This is a genomic window from Vibrio toranzoniae (genome assembly GCF_024347655.1).
GTDB classification, from domain to species: Bacteria; Pseudomonadota; Gammaproteobacteria; order Enterobacterales; family Vibrionaceae; genus Vibrio; species Vibrio toranzoniae.
This window is the reverse complement of sequence record NZ_AP025514.1, coordinates 2,728,055-2,745,524: the sequence shown is the minus strand read 5'-3', so window position 1 is coordinate 2,745,524 and position 17,470 is coordinate 2,728,055. Positions and strand designations below refer to the sequence as shown.

4 tRNA genes and 10 rRNA genes are annotated in these 17,470 nt (G+C 48.6%); all 14 read left to right on the top strand.

The features are described 5' to 3' along the window. Positions 1 to 425: 425 nt before the first annotated feature. Positions 426 to 1,978: ribosomal RNA gene (locus tag OCU50_RS12380) — 16S ribosomal RNA — on the top strand. A 452-nt stretch (positions 1,979 to 2,430) separates the two neighbouring features. Next, a 23S ribosomal RNA gene (locus tag OCU50_RS12375) occupies positions 2,431 to 5,324 on the top strand. A 126-nt stretch (positions 5,325 to 5,450) separates the two neighbouring features. Beyond that, a 5S ribosomal RNA gene (gene rrf, locus OCU50_RS12370) occupies positions 5,451 to 5,566 on the top strand. Positions 5,567 to 6,064: 498 nt separating this feature from the next. Beyond that, positions 6,065 to 7,617 (top strand): 16S ribosomal RNA (locus OCU50_RS12365). Between the two features lie 67 nt (positions 7,618 to 7,684). Further along, positions 7,685 to 7,761 (top strand) — tRNA-Ile (locus tag OCU50_RS12360). 14 nt (positions 7,762 to 7,775) lie between these two features. Beyond that, positions 7,776 to 7,851: transfer RNA gene (locus OCU50_RS12355), tRNA-Ala, on the top strand. 411 nt (positions 7,852 to 8,262) lie between these two features. Continuing rightward, positions 8,263 to 11,156: ribosomal RNA gene (locus tag OCU50_RS12350) — 23S ribosomal RNA — on the top strand. A 126-nt stretch (positions 11,157 to 11,282) separates the two neighbouring features. Further along, a 5S ribosomal RNA gene (rrf, locus tag OCU50_RS12345) occupies positions 11,283 to 11,398 on the top strand. A 498-nt stretch (positions 11,399 to 11,896) separates the two neighbouring features. After that, positions 11,897 to 13,449, top strand: a 16S ribosomal RNA gene (locus tag OCU50_RS12340). Positions 13,450 to 13,901: 452 nt separating this feature from the next. After that, positions 13,902 to 16,794 (top strand): 23S ribosomal RNA (locus OCU50_RS12335). A gap of 127 nt (positions 16,795 to 16,921) precedes the next feature. Beyond that, positions 16,922 to 17,037 (top strand): 5S ribosomal RNA (gene rrf, locus OCU50_RS12330). Between the two features lie 37 nt (positions 17,038 to 17,074). After that, positions 17,075 to 17,151 (top strand) — tRNA-Thr (locus OCU50_RS12325). Positions 17,152 to 17,193: 42 nt separating this feature from the next. Continuing rightward, positions 17,194 to 17,309, top strand: a 5S ribosomal RNA gene (gene rrf / locus OCU50_RS12320). The 16S, 23S and 5S rRNA genes sit together here with 4 tRNA genes alongside, the layout of an rRNA operon. Before the next feature lie 30 nt (positions 17,310 to 17,339). Beyond that, positions 17,340 to 17,416: transfer RNA gene (locus OCU50_RS12315), tRNA-Asp, on the top strand. Positions 17,417 to 17,470: the final 54 nt, after the last annotated feature.

The following is a 17,470-nucleotide window of genomic DNA, read 5'->3' as shown; positions in this document are numbered from 1 at the left end:
AACTAGCTTTAAGCGATGACTCGCTTCTACTTTTAAAAAGTGGAAATTGATTCCAAATAAGTGTTTGACACTGAGAATTAAATAGCTAGAATGGCCGCCTCTTCCGAAGTGATGTAAATCACAACGAAGAGAAGCTCTTTAACAATTTAAACCTATCAATCTGTGTGGGCACTCGTTGATGAATATCAAAACGTTTTATCGTTAGATAAAACAGTTACTTCGGTAACAAATTGATTTCAATGAACTGAGTGACCAATTCAATTTGGTACAGCCTTGAGCTGTTTGATTTTACTTTTTAAAGTGAAAACCAAAAAGAGCACAGTCAATTCATTACCATTCTGTTGGAATGGTAATAGCTTTAAAATTACACTCTTTATTTATAAAGAATAGTTTTGAAGTCAGTATTCGTTGAGTCACAAAATCTTAAATTGAAGAGTTTGATCATGGCTCAGATTGAACGCTGGCGGCAGGCCTAACACATGCAAGTCGAGCGGAAACGACACTAACAATCCTTCGGGTGCGTTAATGGGCGTCGAGCGGCGGACGGGTGAGTAATGCCTAGGAAATTGCCTTGATGTGGGGGATAACCATTGGAAACGATGGCTAATACCGCATGATGCCTACGGGCCAAAGAGGGGGACCTTCGGGCCTCTCGCGTCAAGATATGCCTAGGTGGGATTAGCTAGTTGGTGAGGTAATGGCTCACCAAGGCGACGATCCCTAGCTGGTCTGAGAGGATGATCAGCCACACTGGAACTGAGACACGGTCCAGACTCCTACGGGAGGCAGCAGTGGGGAATATTGCACAATGGGCGCAAGCCTGATGCAGCCATGCCGCGTGTATGAAGAAGGCCTTCGGGTTGTAAAGTACTTTCAGTTGTGAGGAAGGGGGTAACGTTAATAGCGTTATCTCTTGACGTTAGCAACAGAAGAAGCACCGGCTAACTCCGTGCCAGCAGCCGCGGTAATACGGAGGGTGCGAGCGTTAATCGGAATTACTGGGCGTAAAGCGCATGCAGGTGGTTCATTAAGTCAGATGTGAAAGCCCGGGGCTCAACCTCGGAACTGCATTTGAAACTGGTGAACTAGAGTACTGTAGAGGGGGGTAGAATTTCAGGTGTAGCGGTGAAATGCGTAGAGATCTGAAGGAATACCAGTGGCGAAGGCGGCCCCCTGGACAGATACTGACACTCAGATGCGAAAGCGTGGGGAGCAAACAGGATTAGATACCCTGGTAGTCCACGCCGTAAACGATGTCTACTTGGAGGTTGTGGCCTTGAGCCGTGGCTTTCGGAGCTAACGCGTTAAGTAGACCGCCTGGGGAGTACGGTCGCAAGATTAAAACTCAAATGAATTGACGGGGGCCCGCACAAGCGGTGGAGCATGTGGTTTAATTCGATGCAACGCGAAGAACCTTACCTACTCTTGACATCCAGAGAATCCAGCGGAGACGCAGGAGTGCCTTCGGGAGCTCTGAGACAGGTGCTGCATGGCTGTCGTCAGCTCGTGTTGTGAAATGTTGGGTTAAGTCCCGCAACGAGCGCAACCCTTATCCTTGTTTGCCAGCGAGTAATGTCGGGAACTCCAGGGAGACTGCCGGTGATAAACCGGAGGAAGGTGGGGACGACGTCAAGTCATCATGGCCCTTACGAGTAGGGCTACACACGTGCTACAATGGCGCATACAGAGGGCAGCGAGCCAGCGATGGTAAGCGAATCCCAAAAAGTGCGTCGTAGTCCGGATTGGAGTCTGCAACTCGACTCCATGAAGTCGGAATCGCTAGTAATCGTGAATCAGAATGTCACGGTGAATACGTTCCCGGGCCTTGTACACACCGCCCGTCACACCATGGGAGTGGGCTGCAAAAGAAGTAGGTAGTCTAACCTTCGGGAGGACGCTTACCACTTTGTGGTTCATGACTGGGGTGAAGTCGTAACAAGGTAGCCCTAGGGGAACCTGGGGCTGGATCACCTCCTTATACGAAGATAGTCACGATGAGTGTCCACACAGATTGATGGTTTAGATTTAGTTAAAGCCAGAGCTTTAATTAATAACGTAAGTTATTGATTAAAGCTTTTTGCTTTATGCTCTTTAACAATTTGGAAAGCTGACTGATTACTTAATTGGTTTTCACTTTAAAACGTGAAATCAAACAGCTCAAGGCTGTGATTAAGTTAATCAAATTTAAAAGTTCTCAATGTTTATCTGCTCTTAGTGAATAAGAACAGCATAAACACAACAAACACATTCAAGTGTCTTGTATTCGAATGATCAGCAATGATTGTTCATTTTTTGATTCTACTTTTTATTAAAAAGTGGAAACAAAAAGTAAATTGAGTCCGGCAAACAGTCATCAAGAATTAACCCTTCTTGATGACAACCAAAAACCTTGGTGATTTGACATCAACACGAAACTTCTTCGGGTTGTATGGTTAAGTGACTAAGCGTACACGGTGGATGCCTTGGCAGTCAGAGGCGATGAAAGACGTAATAACTTGCGATAAGCCCAGATTAGGTAGTAATAACCTTTTGAGTCTGGGATTTCTGAATGGGGAAACCCACGTGCATAAGCACGTATCTTGTTGTGAATACATAGCAACAGGAGGCAAACCGGGGGAACTGAAACATCTAAGTACCCCGAGGAAGAGAAATCAACCGAGATTCCGAAAGTAGCGGCGAGCGAAATTGGATTAGCCCTTAAGCTTTTAATGATGCAGGTGAAGCCTCTGGAAAGTGGCGCAGTAAAGGGTGATAGCCCCGTAACCGACACATCATCATCAGTGAAATCGAGTAAGGCGGGACACGTGATATCCTGTCTGAATATGGGGGGACCATCCTCCAAGGCTAAATACTACTGACTGACCGATAGTGAACCAGTACCGTGAGGGAAAGGCGAAAAGAACCCCTGTGAGGGGAGTGAAATAGAACCTGAAACCGTGTACGTACAAGCAGTAGGAGCACCTTCGTGGTGTGACTGCGTACCTTTTGTATAATGGGTCAGCGACTTAATTTTAGTAGCAAGGTTAACCGTTTAGGGGAGCCGTAGGGAAACCGAGTCTTAACTGGGCGTACAGTTGCTAGGATTAGACCCGAAACCAGGTGATCTAGCCATGGGCAGGTTGAAGGTTGAGTAACATCAACTGGAGGACCGAACCGACTAATGTTGAAAAATTAGCGGATGACTTGTGGCTAGGGGTGAAAGGCCAATCAAACCTGGAGATAGCTGGTTCTCCCCGAAAGCTATTTAGGTAGCGCCTCGGACGAATACTACTGGGGGTAGAGCACTGTTAAGGCTAGGGGGTCATCCCGACTTACCAACCCTTTGCAAACTCCGAATACCAGTAAGTACTATCCGGGAGACACACGGCGGGTGCTAACGTCCGTCGTGGAGAGGGAAACAACCCAGACCGCCAGCTAAGGTCCCAAAGTATAGCTAAGTGGGAAACGATGTGGGAAGGCTCAGACAGCCAGGATGTTGGCTTAGAAGCAGCCATCATTTAAAGAAAGCGTAATAGCTCACTGGTCGAGTCGGCCTGCGCGGAAGATGTAACGGGGCTAAGCTATACACCGAAGCTGCGGCTACGTACCTTAGGGTGCGTGGGGTAGGGGAGCGTTCTGTAAGCCGTTGAAGGTGGTCTGTAAGGGCTGCTGGAGGTATCAGAAGTGCGAATGCTGACATGAGTAACGATAAAGGGAGTGAAAAACTCCCTCGCCGGAAGACCAAGGGTTCCTGTCCAACGTTAATCGGGGCAGGGTAAGTCGACTCCTAAGGCGAGGCCGAAAGGCGTAGTCGATGGGAAACGGGTTAATATTCCCGTACTTCTTACAATTGCGATGGGGGGACGGAGAAGGCTAGGTGGGCCTGGCGACGGTTGTCCAGGTTCAAGTATGTAGGCGGGTGGTTTAGGTAAATCCGGACCGCTACTAACGCTGAGATACGATGTCGAGCACCTACGGGTGTGAAGTCATTGATGCCATGCTTCCAGGAAAAGCCTCTAAGCTTCAGATTGTAAGGAATCGTACCCCAAACCGACACAGGTGGTCGGGTAGAGAATACCAAGGCGCTTGAGAGAACTCGGGTGAAGGAACTAGGCAAAATGGTACCGTAACTTCGGGAGAAGGTACGCTCTTATCAGTGAAGTCCCTTGCGGATGGAGCAGACGAGAGTCGCAGATACCAGGTGGCTGCAACTGTTTATTAAAAACACAGCACTGTGCAAAATCGTAAGATGACGTATACGGTGTGACGCCTGCCCGGTGCCGGAAGGTTAATTGATGGGGTTAGACTTCGGTCGAAGCTCTTGATCGAAGCCCCGGTAAACGGCGGCCGTAACTATAACGGTCCTAAGGTAGCGAAATTCCTTGTCGGGTAAGTTCCGACCTGCACGAATGGCGTAATGATGGCCACGCTGTCTCCACCCGAGACTCAGTGAAATTGAAATCGCTGTGAAGATGCAGTGTACCCGCGGCTAGACGGAAAGACCCCGTGAACCTTTACTACAGCTTGGCACTGAACATTGAACCTACATGTGTAGGATAGGTGGGAGACTATGAAATTGCGTCGCTAGATGTGATGGAGTCGTCCTTGAAATACCACCCTTGTAGTTTTGATGTTCTAACGTTGGCCCCTGAATCGGGGTTACGGACAGTGCCTGGTGGGTAGTTTGACTGGGGCGGTCTCCTCCCAAAGAGTAACGGAGGAGCACGAAGGTGGGCTAAACACGGTTGGACATCGTGTGGTTAGTGCAATGGCATAAGCCCGCTTGACTGCGAGAATGACAATTCGAGCAGGTGCGAAAGCAGGTCATAGTGATCCGGTGGTTCTGAATGGAAGGGCCATCGCTCAACGGATAAAAGGTACTCCGGGGATAACAGGCTGATACCGCCCAAGAGTTCATATCGACGGCGGTGTTTGGCACCTCGATGTCGGCTCATCACATCCTGGGGCTGAAGTCGGTCCCAAGGGTATGGCTGTTCGCCATTTAAAGTGGTACGCGAGCTGGGTTTAGAACGTCGTGAGACAGTTCGGTCCCTATCTGCCGTGGGCGTTGGAAAATTGAAAGGGGCTGCTCCTAGTACGAGAGGACCGGAGTGGACGAACCTCTGGTGTTCGGGTTGTCATGCCAATGGCATTGCCCGGTAGCTACGTTCGGAATCGATAAGCGCTGAAAGCATCTAAGCGCGAAGCGAGCCTTGAGATGAGTTTTCCCTGGCACTATAAGTGTCCTAAAGGGTTGTCGTAGACTACGACGTTGATAGGCAGGGTGTGTAAGTGCTGCGAGGCATTGAGCTAACCTGTACTAATTGCCCGTGAGGCTTAACCATACAACACCCAAGGGGTTTTGTGGACTCAAAGCAATACCAAACGCTTGAATGAGTTTGAAGAGATAGACTTTTAAATCAGTTTTCCGAATTATTAATTGTCGCTGAGGCGTCAATTAACCAAATTTGCTTGGCGACCATAGCATTGTGGACCCACCTGATTCCATGCCGAACTCAGTAGTGAAACACAATAGCGCCGATGGTAGTGTGGGGTTTCCCCATGTGAGAGTAGGACATCGCCAGGCTCTTATTTATGTTTTCACTTTTTAAAAGTGAAGACAAAAAGTTCGACTTTGTCTACTTAGTAGACAAGTCACCATAGAGTTCTAAGTTTTCTTAGTGTTTTATGTTGACTTTCAAAGTGGAAAGCGTATTATACGCGTCCTGCTTACGTGCTAAGGCACTGAAAGCGTTCTCTTTTTAGAGAACACGCTCTTTAACAATTTAAACCTATCAATCTGTGTGGGCACTCGTTGATGAATATCAAAACGTTATTACTTAGGTAGTAACAGTTACTTCGGTAACAAATTGATTTCAATGAACTGAGTGACCAATTCAATTTGGTACAGCCTTGAGCTGTTTGATTTTACTTTTTAAAGTGAAAACCAAAAAGAGCACAGTCAATTCATTATCTTTCTGTTGGAAAGATAATAGCTTTAAAATTACACTCTTTATTTATAAAGAATAGTTTTGAAGTCAGTATTCGTTGAGTCACACCTATTAATTTAGGTAATCAAAACTTTAAATTGAAGAGTTTGATCATGGCTCAGATTGAACGCTGGCGGCAGGCCTAACACATGCAAGTCGAGCGGAAACGACACTAACAATCCTTCGGGTGCGTTAATGGGCGTCGAGCGGCGGACGGGTGAGTAATGCCTAGGAAATTGCCTTGATGTGGGGGATAACCATTGGAAACGATGGCTAATACCGCATGATGCCTACGGGCCAAAGAGGGGGACCTTCGGGCCTCTCGCGTCAAGATATGCCTAGGTGGGATTAGCTAGTTGGTGAGGTAATGGCTCACCAAGGCGACGATCCCTAGCTGGTCTGAGAGGATGATCAGCCACACTGGAACTGAGACACGGTCCAGACTCCTACGGGAGGCAGCAGTGGGGAATATTGCACAATGGGCGCAAGCCTGATGCAGCCATGCCGCGTGTATGAAGAAGGCCTTCGGGTTGTAAAGTACTTTCAGTTGTGAGGAAGGGGGTAGCGTTAATAGCGCTATCTCTTGACGTTAGCAACAGAAGAAGCACCGGCTAACTCCGTGCCAGCAGCCGCGGTAATACGGAGGGTGCGAGCGTTAATCGGAATTACTGGGCGTAAAGCGCATGCAGGTGGTTCATTAAGTCAGATGTGAAAGCCCGGGGCTCAACCTCGGAACTGCATTTGAAACTGGTGAACTAGAGTACTGTAGAGGGGGGTAGAATTTCAGGTGTAGCGGTGAAATGCGTAGAGATCTGAAGGAATACCAGTGGCGAAGGCGGCCCCCTGGACAGATACTGACACTCAGATGCGAAAGCGTGGGGAGCAAACAGGATTAGATACCCTGGTAGTCCACGCCGTAAACGATGTCTACTTGGAGGTTGTGGCCTTGAGCCGTGGCTTTCGGAGCTAACGCGTTAAGTAGACCGCCTGGGGAGTACGGTCGCAAGATTAAAACTCAAATGAATTGACGGGGGCCCGCACAAGCGGTGGAGCATGTGGTTTAATTCGATGCAACGCGAAGAACCTTACCTACTCTTGACATCCAGAGAATCCAGCGGAGACGCAGGAGTGCCTTCGGGAGCTCTGAGACAGGTGCTGCATGGCTGTCGTCAGCTCGTGTTGTGAAATGTTGGGTTAAGTCCCGCAACGAGCGCAACCCTTATCCTTGTTTGCCAGCGAGTAATGTCGGGAACTCCAGGGAGACTGCCGGTGATAAACCGGAGGAAGGTGGGGACGACGTCAAGTCATCATGGCCCTTACGAGTAGGGCTACACACGTGCTACAATGGCGCATACAGAGGGCAGCGAGCCAGCGATGGTAAGCGAATCCCAAAAAGTGCGTCGTAGTCCGGATTGGAGTCTGCAACTCGACTCCATGAAGTCGGAATCGCTAGTAATCGTGAATCAGAATGTCACGGTGAATACGTTCCCGGGCCTTGTACACACCGCCCGTCACACCATGGGAGTGGGCTGCAAAAGAAGTAGGTAGTCTAACCTTCGGGAGGACGCTTACCACTTTGTGGTTCATGACTGGGGTGAAGTCGTAACAAGGTAGCCCTAGGGGAACCTGGGGCTGGATCACCTCCTTATACGAAGATATTGACGATGAGTGTCCACACAGATTGATTAGGTTTAGAAAAGTTAAGAGACGATATTGGGTCTGTAGCTCAGCTGGTTAGAGCGCTCGCCTGATAAGCGGGAGGTCGGTGGTTCAAGTCCACTCAGACCCACCAATATCGACCTAGATGGGGCTATAGCTCAGCTGGGAGAGCGCCTGCCTTGCACGCAGGAGGTCTGCGGTTCGATCCCGCATAGCTCCACCATCTTTAAGGGTTTTTCCCTAAGAATCTTTAAAAATGGTTCCCTTCTTTTAATAGAAGTTGAATCAAGCTCTTTAACAATTTGGAAAGCTGACTGATTACTTAATTGGTTTTCACTTTAAAAAGTGAAATCAAACAGCTCAAGGCTGTGGTTAAGTTAATCAAATTTAAAAGTTCTCAATGTTTATCTGCTCTTATTTAATAAGAACAGTATAAACACAACAAACACATTCAAGTGTCTTGTATTCGAATAATCAGAAATGATTGTTCATTTTTTGATTCTACTTTTTATTAAAAAGTGGAAACAAAAAGTAAATTGAGTCCGGCAAACAGTCATCAAGAATTAACCCTTCTTTGATGACAACCAAAAACCTTGGTGATTTGACATCAACACGAAACTTCTTCGGGTTGTATGGTTAAGTGACTAAGCGTACACGGTGGATGCCTTGGCAGTCAGAGGCGATGAAAGACGTAATAACTTGCGATAAGCCCAGATTAGGTAGTAATAACCTTTTGAGTCTGGGATTTCTGAATGGGGAAACCCACGTGCATAAGCACGTATCTTGTTGTGAATACATAGCAACAGGAGGCAAACCGGGGGAACTGAAACATCTAAGTACCCCGAGGAAGAGAAATCAACCGAGATTCCGAAAGTAGCGGCGAGCGAAATTGGATTAGCCCTTAAGCTTTTAATGATGCAGGTGAAGCCTCTGGAAAGTGGCGCAGTAAAGGGTGATAGCCCCGTAACCGACACATCATCATCAGTGAAATCGAGTAAGGCGGGACACGTGATATCCTGTCTGAATATGGGGGGACCATCCTCCAAGGCTAAATACTACTGACTGACCGATAGTGAACCAGTACCGTGAGGGAAAGGCGAAAAGAACCCCTGTGAGGGGAGTGAAATAGAACCTGAAACCGTGTACGTACAAGCAGTAGGAGCACCTTCGTGGTGTGACTGCGTACCTTTTGTATAATGGGTCAGCGACTTAATTTTAGTAGCAAGGTTAACCGTTTAGGGGAGCCGTAGGGAAACCGAGTCTTAACTGGGCGTACAGTTGCTAGGATTAGACCCGAAACCAGGTGATCTAGCCATGGGCAGGTTGAAGGTTGAGTAACATCAACTGGAGGACCGAACCGACTAATGTTGAAAAATTAGCGGATGACTTGTGGCTAGGGGTGAAAGGCCAATCAAACCTGGAGATAGCTGGTTCTCCCCGAAAGCTATTTAGGTAGCGCCTCGGACGAATACTACTGGGGGTAGAGCACTGTTAAGGCTAGGGGGTCATCCCGACTTACCAACCCTTTGCAAACTCCGAATACCAGTAAGTACTATCCGGGAGACACACGGCGGGTGCTAACGTCCGTCGTGGAGAGGGAAACAACCCAGACCGCCAGCTAAGGTCCCAAAGTATAGCTAAGTGGGAAACGATGTGGGAAGGCTCAGACAGCCAGGATGTTGGCTTAGAAGCAGCCATCATTTAAAGAAAGCGTAATAGCTCACTGGTCGAGTCGGCCTGCGCGGAAGATGTAACGGGGCTAAGCTATACACCGAAGCTGCGGCTACGTACCTTAGGGTGCGTGGGGTAGGGGAGCGTTCTGTAAGCCGTTGAAGGTGGTCTGTAAGGGCTGCTGGAGGTATCAGAAGTGCGAATGCTGACATGAGTAACGATAAAGGGAGTGAAAAACTCCCTCGCCGGAAGACCAAGGGTTCCTGTCCAACGTTAATCGGGGCAGGGTAAGTCGACTCCTAAGGCGAGGCCGAAAGGCGTAGTCGATGGGAAACGGGTTAATATTCCCGTACTTCTTACAATTGCGATGGGGGGACGGAGAAGGCTAGGTGGGCCTGGCGACGGTTGTCCAGGTTCAAGTATGTAGGCGGGTGGTTTAGGTAAATCCGGACCGCTACTAACGCTGAGATACGATGTCGAGCACCTACGGGTGTGAAGTCATTGATGCCATGCTTCCAGGAAAAGCCTCTAAGCTTCAGATTGTAAGGAATCGTACCCCAAACCGACACAGGTGGTCGGGTAGAGAATACCAAGGCGCTTGAGAGAACTCGGGTGAAGGAACTAGGCAAAATGGTACCGTAACTTCGGGAGAAGGTACGCTCTTATCAGTGAAGTCCCTTGCGGATGGAGCAGACGAGAGTCGCAGATACCAGGTGGCTGCAACTGTTTATTAAAAACACAGCACTGTGCAAAATCGTAAGATGACGTATACGGTGTGACGCCTGCCCGGTGCCGGAAGGTTAATTGATGGGGTTAGACTTCGGTCGAAGCTCTTGATCGAAGCCCCGGTAAACGGCGGCCGTAACTATAACGGTCCTAAGGTAGCGAAATTCCTTGTCGGGTAAGTTCCGACCTGCACGAATGGCGTAATGATGGCCACGCTGTCTCCACCCGAGACTCAGTGAAATTGAAATCGCTGTGAAGATGCAGTGTACCCGCGGCTAGACGGAAAGACCCCGTGAACCTTTACTACAGCTTGGCACTGAACATTGAACCTACATGTGTAGGATAGGTGGGAGACTATGAAATTGCGTCGCTAGATGTGATGGAGTCGTCCTTGAAATACCACCCTTGTAGTTTTGATGTTCTAACGTTGGCCCCTGAATCGGGGTTACGGACAGTGCCTGGTGGGTAGTTTGACTGGGGCGGTCTCCTCCCAAAGAGTAACGGAGGAGCACGAAGGTGGGCTAAACACGGTTGGACATCGTGTGGTTAGTGCAATGGCATAAGCCCGCTTGACTGCGAGAATGACAATTCGAGCAGGTGCGAAAGCAGGTCATAGTGATCCGGTGGTTCTGAATGGAAGGGCCATCGCTCAACGGATAAAAGGTACTCCGGGGATAACAGGCTGATACCGCCCAAGAGTTCATATCGACGGCGGTGTTTGGCACCTCGATGTCGGCTCATCACATCCTGGGGCTGAAGTCGGTCCCAAGGGTATGGCTGTTCGCCATTTAAAGTGGTACGCGAGCTGGGTTTAGAACGTCGTGAGACAGTTCGGTCCCTATCTGCCGTGGGCGTTGGAAAATTGAAAGGGGCTGCTCCTAGTACGAGAGGACCGGAGTGGACGAACCTCTGGTGTTCGGGTTGTCATGCCAATGGCATTGCCCGGTAGCTACGTTCGGAATCGATAAGCGCTGAAAGCATCTAAGCGCGAAGCGAGCCTTGAGATGAGTTTTCCCTGGCACTATAAGTGTCCTAAAGGGTTGTCGTAGACTACGACGTTGATAGGCAGGGTGTGTAAGTGCTGCGAGGCATTGAGCTAACCTGTACTAATTGCCCGTGAGGCTTAACCATACAACACCCAAGGGGTTTTGTGGACTCAAAGCAATACCAAACGCTTGAATGAGTTTGAAGAGATAGACTTTTAAATCAGTTTTCCGAATTATTAATTGTCGCTGAGGCGTCAATTAACCAAATTTGCTTGGCGACCATAGCATTGTGGACCCACCTGATTCCATGCCGAACTCAGTAGTGAAACACAATAGCGCCGATGGTAGTGTGGGGTTTCCCCATGTGAGAGTAGGACATCGCCAGGCTCTTATTTATGTTTTCACTTTTTAAAAGTGAAGACAAAAAGTTCGACTTTGTCTACTTAGTAGACAAGTCACCATAGAGTTCTAAGTTTTCTTAGTGTTTTATGTTGACTTTCAAAGTGGAAAGCGTATTATACGCGTCCTGCTTACGTGCTAAGGCACTGAAAGCGTTCTCTTTTTAGAGAACACGCTCTTTAACAATTTAAACCTATCAATCTGTGTGGGCACTCGTTGATGAATATCAAAACGTTATTACTTAGGTAGTAACAGTTACTTCGGTAACAAATTGATTTCAATGAACTGAGTGACCAATTCAATTTGGTACAGCCTTGAGCTGTTTGATTTTACTTTTTAAAGTGAAAACCAAAAAGAGCACAGTCAATTCATTATCTTTCTGTTGGAAAGATAATAGCTTTAAAATTACACTCTTTATTTATAAAGAATAGTTTTGAAGTCAGTATTCGTTGAGTCACACCTATTAATTTAGGTAATCAAAACTTTAAATTGAAGAGTTTGATCATGGCTCAGATTGAACGCTGGCGGCAGGCCTAACACATGCAAGTCGAGCGGAAACGACACTAACAATCCTTCGGGTGCGTTAATGGGCGTCGAGCGGCGGACGGGTGAGTAATGCCTAGGAAATTGCCTTGATGTGGGGGATAACCATTGGAAACGATGGCTAATACCGCATGATGCCTACGGGCCAAAGAGGGGGACCTTCGGGCCTCTCGCGTCAAGATATGCCTAGGTGGGATTAGCTAGTTGGTGAGGTAATGGCTCACCAAGGCGACGATCCCTAGCTGGTCTGAGAGGATGATCAGCCACACTGGAACTGAGACACGGTCCAGACTCCTACGGGAGGCAGCAGTGGGGAATATTGCACAATGGGCGCAAGCCTGATGCAGCCATGCCGCGTGTATGAAGAAGGCCTTCGGGTTGTAAAGTACTTTCAGTTGTGAGGAAGGGGGTAGCGTTAATAGCGCTATCTCTTGACGTTAGCAACAGAAGAAGCACCGGCTAACTCCGTGCCAGCAGCCGCGGTAATACGGAGGGTGCGAGCGTTAATCGGAATTACTGGGCGTAAAGCGCATGCAGGTGGTTCATTAAGTCAGATGTGAAAGCCCGGGGCTCAACCTCGGAACTGCATTTGAAACTGGTGAACTAGAGTACTGTAGAGGGGGGTAGAATTTCAGGTGTAGCGGTGAAATGCGTAGAGATCTGAAGGAATACCAGTGGCGAAGGCGGCCCCCTGGACAGATACTGACACTCAGATGCGAAAGCGTGGGGAGCAAACAGGATTAGATACCCTGGTAGTCCACGCCGTAAACGATGTCTACTTGGAGGTTGTGGCCTTGAGCCGTGGCTTTCGGAGCTAACGCGTTAAGTAGACCGCCTGGGGAGTACGGTCGCAAGATTAAAACTCAAATGAATTGACGGGGGCCCGCACAAGCGGTGGAGCATGTGGTTTAATTCGATGCAACGCGAAGAACCTTACCTACTCTTGACATCCAGAGAATCCAGCGGAGACGCAGGAGTGCCTTCGGGAGCTCTGAGACAGGTGCTGCATGGCTGTCGTCAGCTCGTGTTGTGAAATGTTGGGTTAAGTCCCGCAACGAGCGCAACCCTTATCCTTGTTTGCCAGCGAGTAATGTCGGGAACTCCAGGGAGACTGCCGGTGATAAACCGGAGGAAGGTGGGGACGACGTCAAGTCATCATGGCCCTTACGAGTAGGGCTACACACGTGCTACAATGGCGCATACAGAGGGCAGCGAGCCAGCGATGGTAAGCGAATCCCAAAAAGTGCGTCGTAGTCCGGATTGGAGTCTGCAACTCGACTCCATGAAGTCGGAATCGCTAGTAATCGTGAATCAGAATGTCACGGTGAATACGTTCCCGGGCCTTGTACACACCGCCCGTCACACCATGGGAGTGGGCTGCAAAAGAAGTAGGTAGTCTAACCTTCGGGAGGACGCTTACCACTTTGTGGTTCATGACTGGGGTGAAGTCGTAACAAGGTAGCCCTAGGGGAACCTGGGGCTGGATCACCTCCTTATACGAAGATATTGACGATGAGTGTCCACACAGATTGATGGTTTAGATTTAGTTAAAGCCAGAGCTTTAATTAATAACGTAAGTTATTGATTAAAGCTTTTTGCTTTATGCTCTTTAACAATTTGGAAAGCTGACTGATTACTTAATTGGTTTTCACTTTAAAAAGTGAAATCAAACAGCTCAAGGCTGTGATTAAGTTAATCAAATTTAAAAGTTCTCAATGTTTATCTGCTCTTATTTAATAAGAACAGCATAAACACAACAAACACATTCAAGTGTCTTGTATTCGAATGATCAGCAATGATTGTTCATTTTTTGATTCTACTTTTTATTAAAAAGTGGAAACAAAAAGTAAATTGAGTCCGGCAAACAGTCATCAAGAATTAACCCTTCTTGATGACAACCAAAAACCTTGGTGATTTGACATCAACACGAAACTTCTTCGGGTTGTATGGTTAAGTGACTAAGCGTACACGGTGGATGCCTTGGCAGTCAGAGGCGATGAAAGACGTAATAACTTGCGATAAGCCCAGATTAGGTAGTAATAACCTTTTGAGTCTGGGATTTCTGAATGGGGAAACCCACGTGCATAAGCACGTATCTTGTTGTGAATACATAGCAACAGGAGGCAAACCGGGGGAACTGAAACATCTAAGTACCCCGAGGAAGAGAAATCAACCGAGATTCCGAAAGTAGCGGCGAGCGAAATTGGATTAGCCCTTAAGCTTTTAATGATGCAGGTGAAGCCTCTGGAAAGTGGCGCAGTAAAGGGTGATAGCCCCGTAACCGACACATCATCATCAGTGAAATCGAGTAAGGCGGGACACGTGATATCCTGTCTGAATATGGGGGGACCATCCTCCAAGGCTAAATACTACTGACTGACCGATAGTGAACCAGTACCGTGAGGGAAAGGCGAAAAGAACCCCTGTGAGGGGAGTGAAATAGAACCTGAAACCGTGTACGTACAAGCAGTAGGAGCACCTTCGTGGTGTGACTGCGTACCTTTTGTATAATGGGTCAGCGACTTAATTTTAGTAGCAAGGTTAACCGTTTAGGGGAGCCGTAGGGAAACCGAGTCTTAACTGGGCGTACAGTTGCTAGGATTAGACCCGAAACCAGGTGATCTAGCCATGGGCAGGTTGAAGGTTGAGTAACATCAACTGGAGGACCGAACCGACTAATGTTGAAAAATTAGCGGATGACTTGTGGCTAGGGGTGAAAGGCCAATCAAACCTGGAGATAGCTGGTTCTCCCCGAAAGCTATTTAGGTAGCGCCTCGGACGAATACTACTGGGGGTAGAGCACTGTTAAGGCTAGGGGGTCATCCCGACTTACCAACCCTTTGCAAACTCCGAATACCAGTAAGTACTATCCGGGAGACACACGGCGGGTGCTAACGTCCGTCGTGGAGAGGGAAACAACCCAGACCGCCAGCTAAGGTCCCAAAGTATAGCTAAGTGGGAAACGATGTGGGAAGGCTCAGACAGCCAGGATGTTGGCTTAGAAGCAGCCATCATTTAAAGAAAGCGTAATAGCTCACTGGTCGAGTCGGCCTGCGCGGAAGATGTAACGGGGCTAAGCTATACACCGAAGCTGCGGCTACGTACCTTAGGGTGCGTGGGGTAGGGGAGCGTTCTGTAAGCCGTTGAAGGTGGTCTGTAAGGGCTGCTGGAGGTATCAGAAGTGCGAATGCTGACATGAGTAACGATAAAGGGAGTGAAAAACTCCCTCGCCGGAAGACCAAGGGTTCCTGTCCAACGTTAATCGGGGCAGGGTAAGTCGACTCCTAAGGCGAGGCCGAAAGGCGTAGTCGATGGGAAACGGGTTAATATTCCCGTACTTCTTACAATTGCGATGGGGGGACGGAGAAGGCTAGGTGGGCCTGGCGACGGTTGTCCAGGTTCAAGTACGTAGGCGGAAGGTTTAGGTAAATCCGGACTTTCTTAACGCTGAGATACGATGTCGAGCACCTACGGGTGTGAAGTCATTGATGCCATGCTTCCAGGAAAAGCCTCTAAGCTTCAGATTGTAAGGAATCGTACCCCAAACCGACACAGGTGGTCGGGTAGAGAATACCAAGGCGCTTGAGAGAACTCGGGTGAAGGAACTAGGCAAAATGGTACCGTAACTTCGGGAGAAGGTACGCTCTTATCAGTGAAGTCCCTTGCGGATGGAGCAGACGAGAGTCGCAGATACCAGGTGGCTGCAACTGTTTATTAAAAACACAGCACTGTGCAAAATCGTAAGATGACGTATACGGTGTGACGCCTGCCCGGTGCCGGAAGGTTAATTGATGGGGTTAGACTTCGGTCGAAGCTCTTGATCGAAGCCCCGGTAAACGGCGGCCGTAACTATAACGGTCCTAAGGTAGCGAAATTCCTTGTCGGGTAAGTTCCGACCTGCACGAATGGCGTAATGATGGCCACGCTGTCTCCACCCGAGACTCAGTGAAATTGAAATCGCTGTGAAGATGCAGTGTACCCGCGGCTAGACGGAAAGACCCCGTGAACCTTTACTACAGCTTGGCACTGAACATTGAACCTACATGTGTAGGATAGGTGGGAGACTATGAAATTGCGTCGCTAGATGTGATGGAGTCGTCCTTGAAATACCACCCTTGTAGTTTTGATGTTCTAACGTTGGCCCCTGAATCGGGGTTACGGACAGTGCCTGGTGGGTAGTTTGACTGGGGCGGTCTCCTCCCAAAGAGTAACGGAGGAGCACGAAGGTGGGCTAAACACGGTTGGACATCGTGTGGTTAGTGCAATGGCATAAGCCCGCTTGACTGCGAGAATGACAATTCGAGCAGGTGCGAAAGCAGGTCATAGTGATCCGGTGGTTCTGAATGGAAGGGCCATCGCTCAACGGATAAAAGGTACTCCGGGGATAACAGGCTGATACCGCCCAAGAGTTCATATCGACGGCGGTGTTTGGCACCTCGATGTCGGCTCATCACATCCTGGGGCTGAAGTCGGTCCCAAGGGTATGGCTGTTCGCCATTTAAAGTGGTACGCGAGCTGGGTTTAGAACGTCGTGAGACAGTTCGGTCCCTATCTGCCGTGGGCGTTGGAAAATTGAAAGGGGCTGCTCCTAGTACGAGAGGACCGGAGTGGACGAACCTCTGGTGTTCGGGTTGTCATGCCAATGGCATTGCCCGGTAGCTACGTTCGGAATCGATAAGCGCTGAAAGCATCTAAGCGCGAAGCGAGCCTTGAGATGAGTTTTCCCTGGCACTATAAGTGTCCTAAAGGGTTGTCGTAGACTACGACGTTGATAGGCAGGGTGTGTAAGTGCTGCGAGGCATTGAGCTAACCTGTACTAATTGCCCGTGAGGCTTAACCATACAACACCCAAGGGGTTTTGTGGACTCAAAGCAATACCAAACGCTTGAATGAGTTTGAAGAGATAGACTTTTAAATCAGTTTTCCGAATTATTAATTGTCGCTGAGGCGTCAATTAAACAGAATTTGCTTGGCGACCATAGCATTGTGGACCCACCTGATTCCATGCCGAACTCAGTAGTGAAACACAATAGCGCCGATGGTAGTGTGGGGCTTCCCCATGTGAGAGTAGGACATCGCCAGGCTCCAAATTTTTAGAATCGTTTAAACGCTTCTTAAATTGCTGATATAGCTCAGCCCGGTAGAGCGCACCCTTGGTAAGGGTGAGGTCCCCAGTTCGAGTCTGGGTATCAGCACCACTATTTAGTTGATTTGATTAGTCAAATTAACAACAGGATTTGTTTGACGACCATAGCATTGTGGACCCACCTGATTCCATGCCGAACTCAGTAGTGAAACACAATAGCGCCGATGGTAGTGTGGGGCTTCCCCATGTGAGAGTAGGACATCGTCAGACTTAATTTGCTTTATGCTGAATAGACACTGCGGAGTGGTAGTTCAGTTGGTTAGAATACCGGCCTGTCACGCCGGGGGTCGCGGGTTCGAGTCCCGTCCACTCCGCCACTTATTAAGAAGCCTCGCTAGAAATAGCGAGGCTTTTTTTATCTAAATAATGGT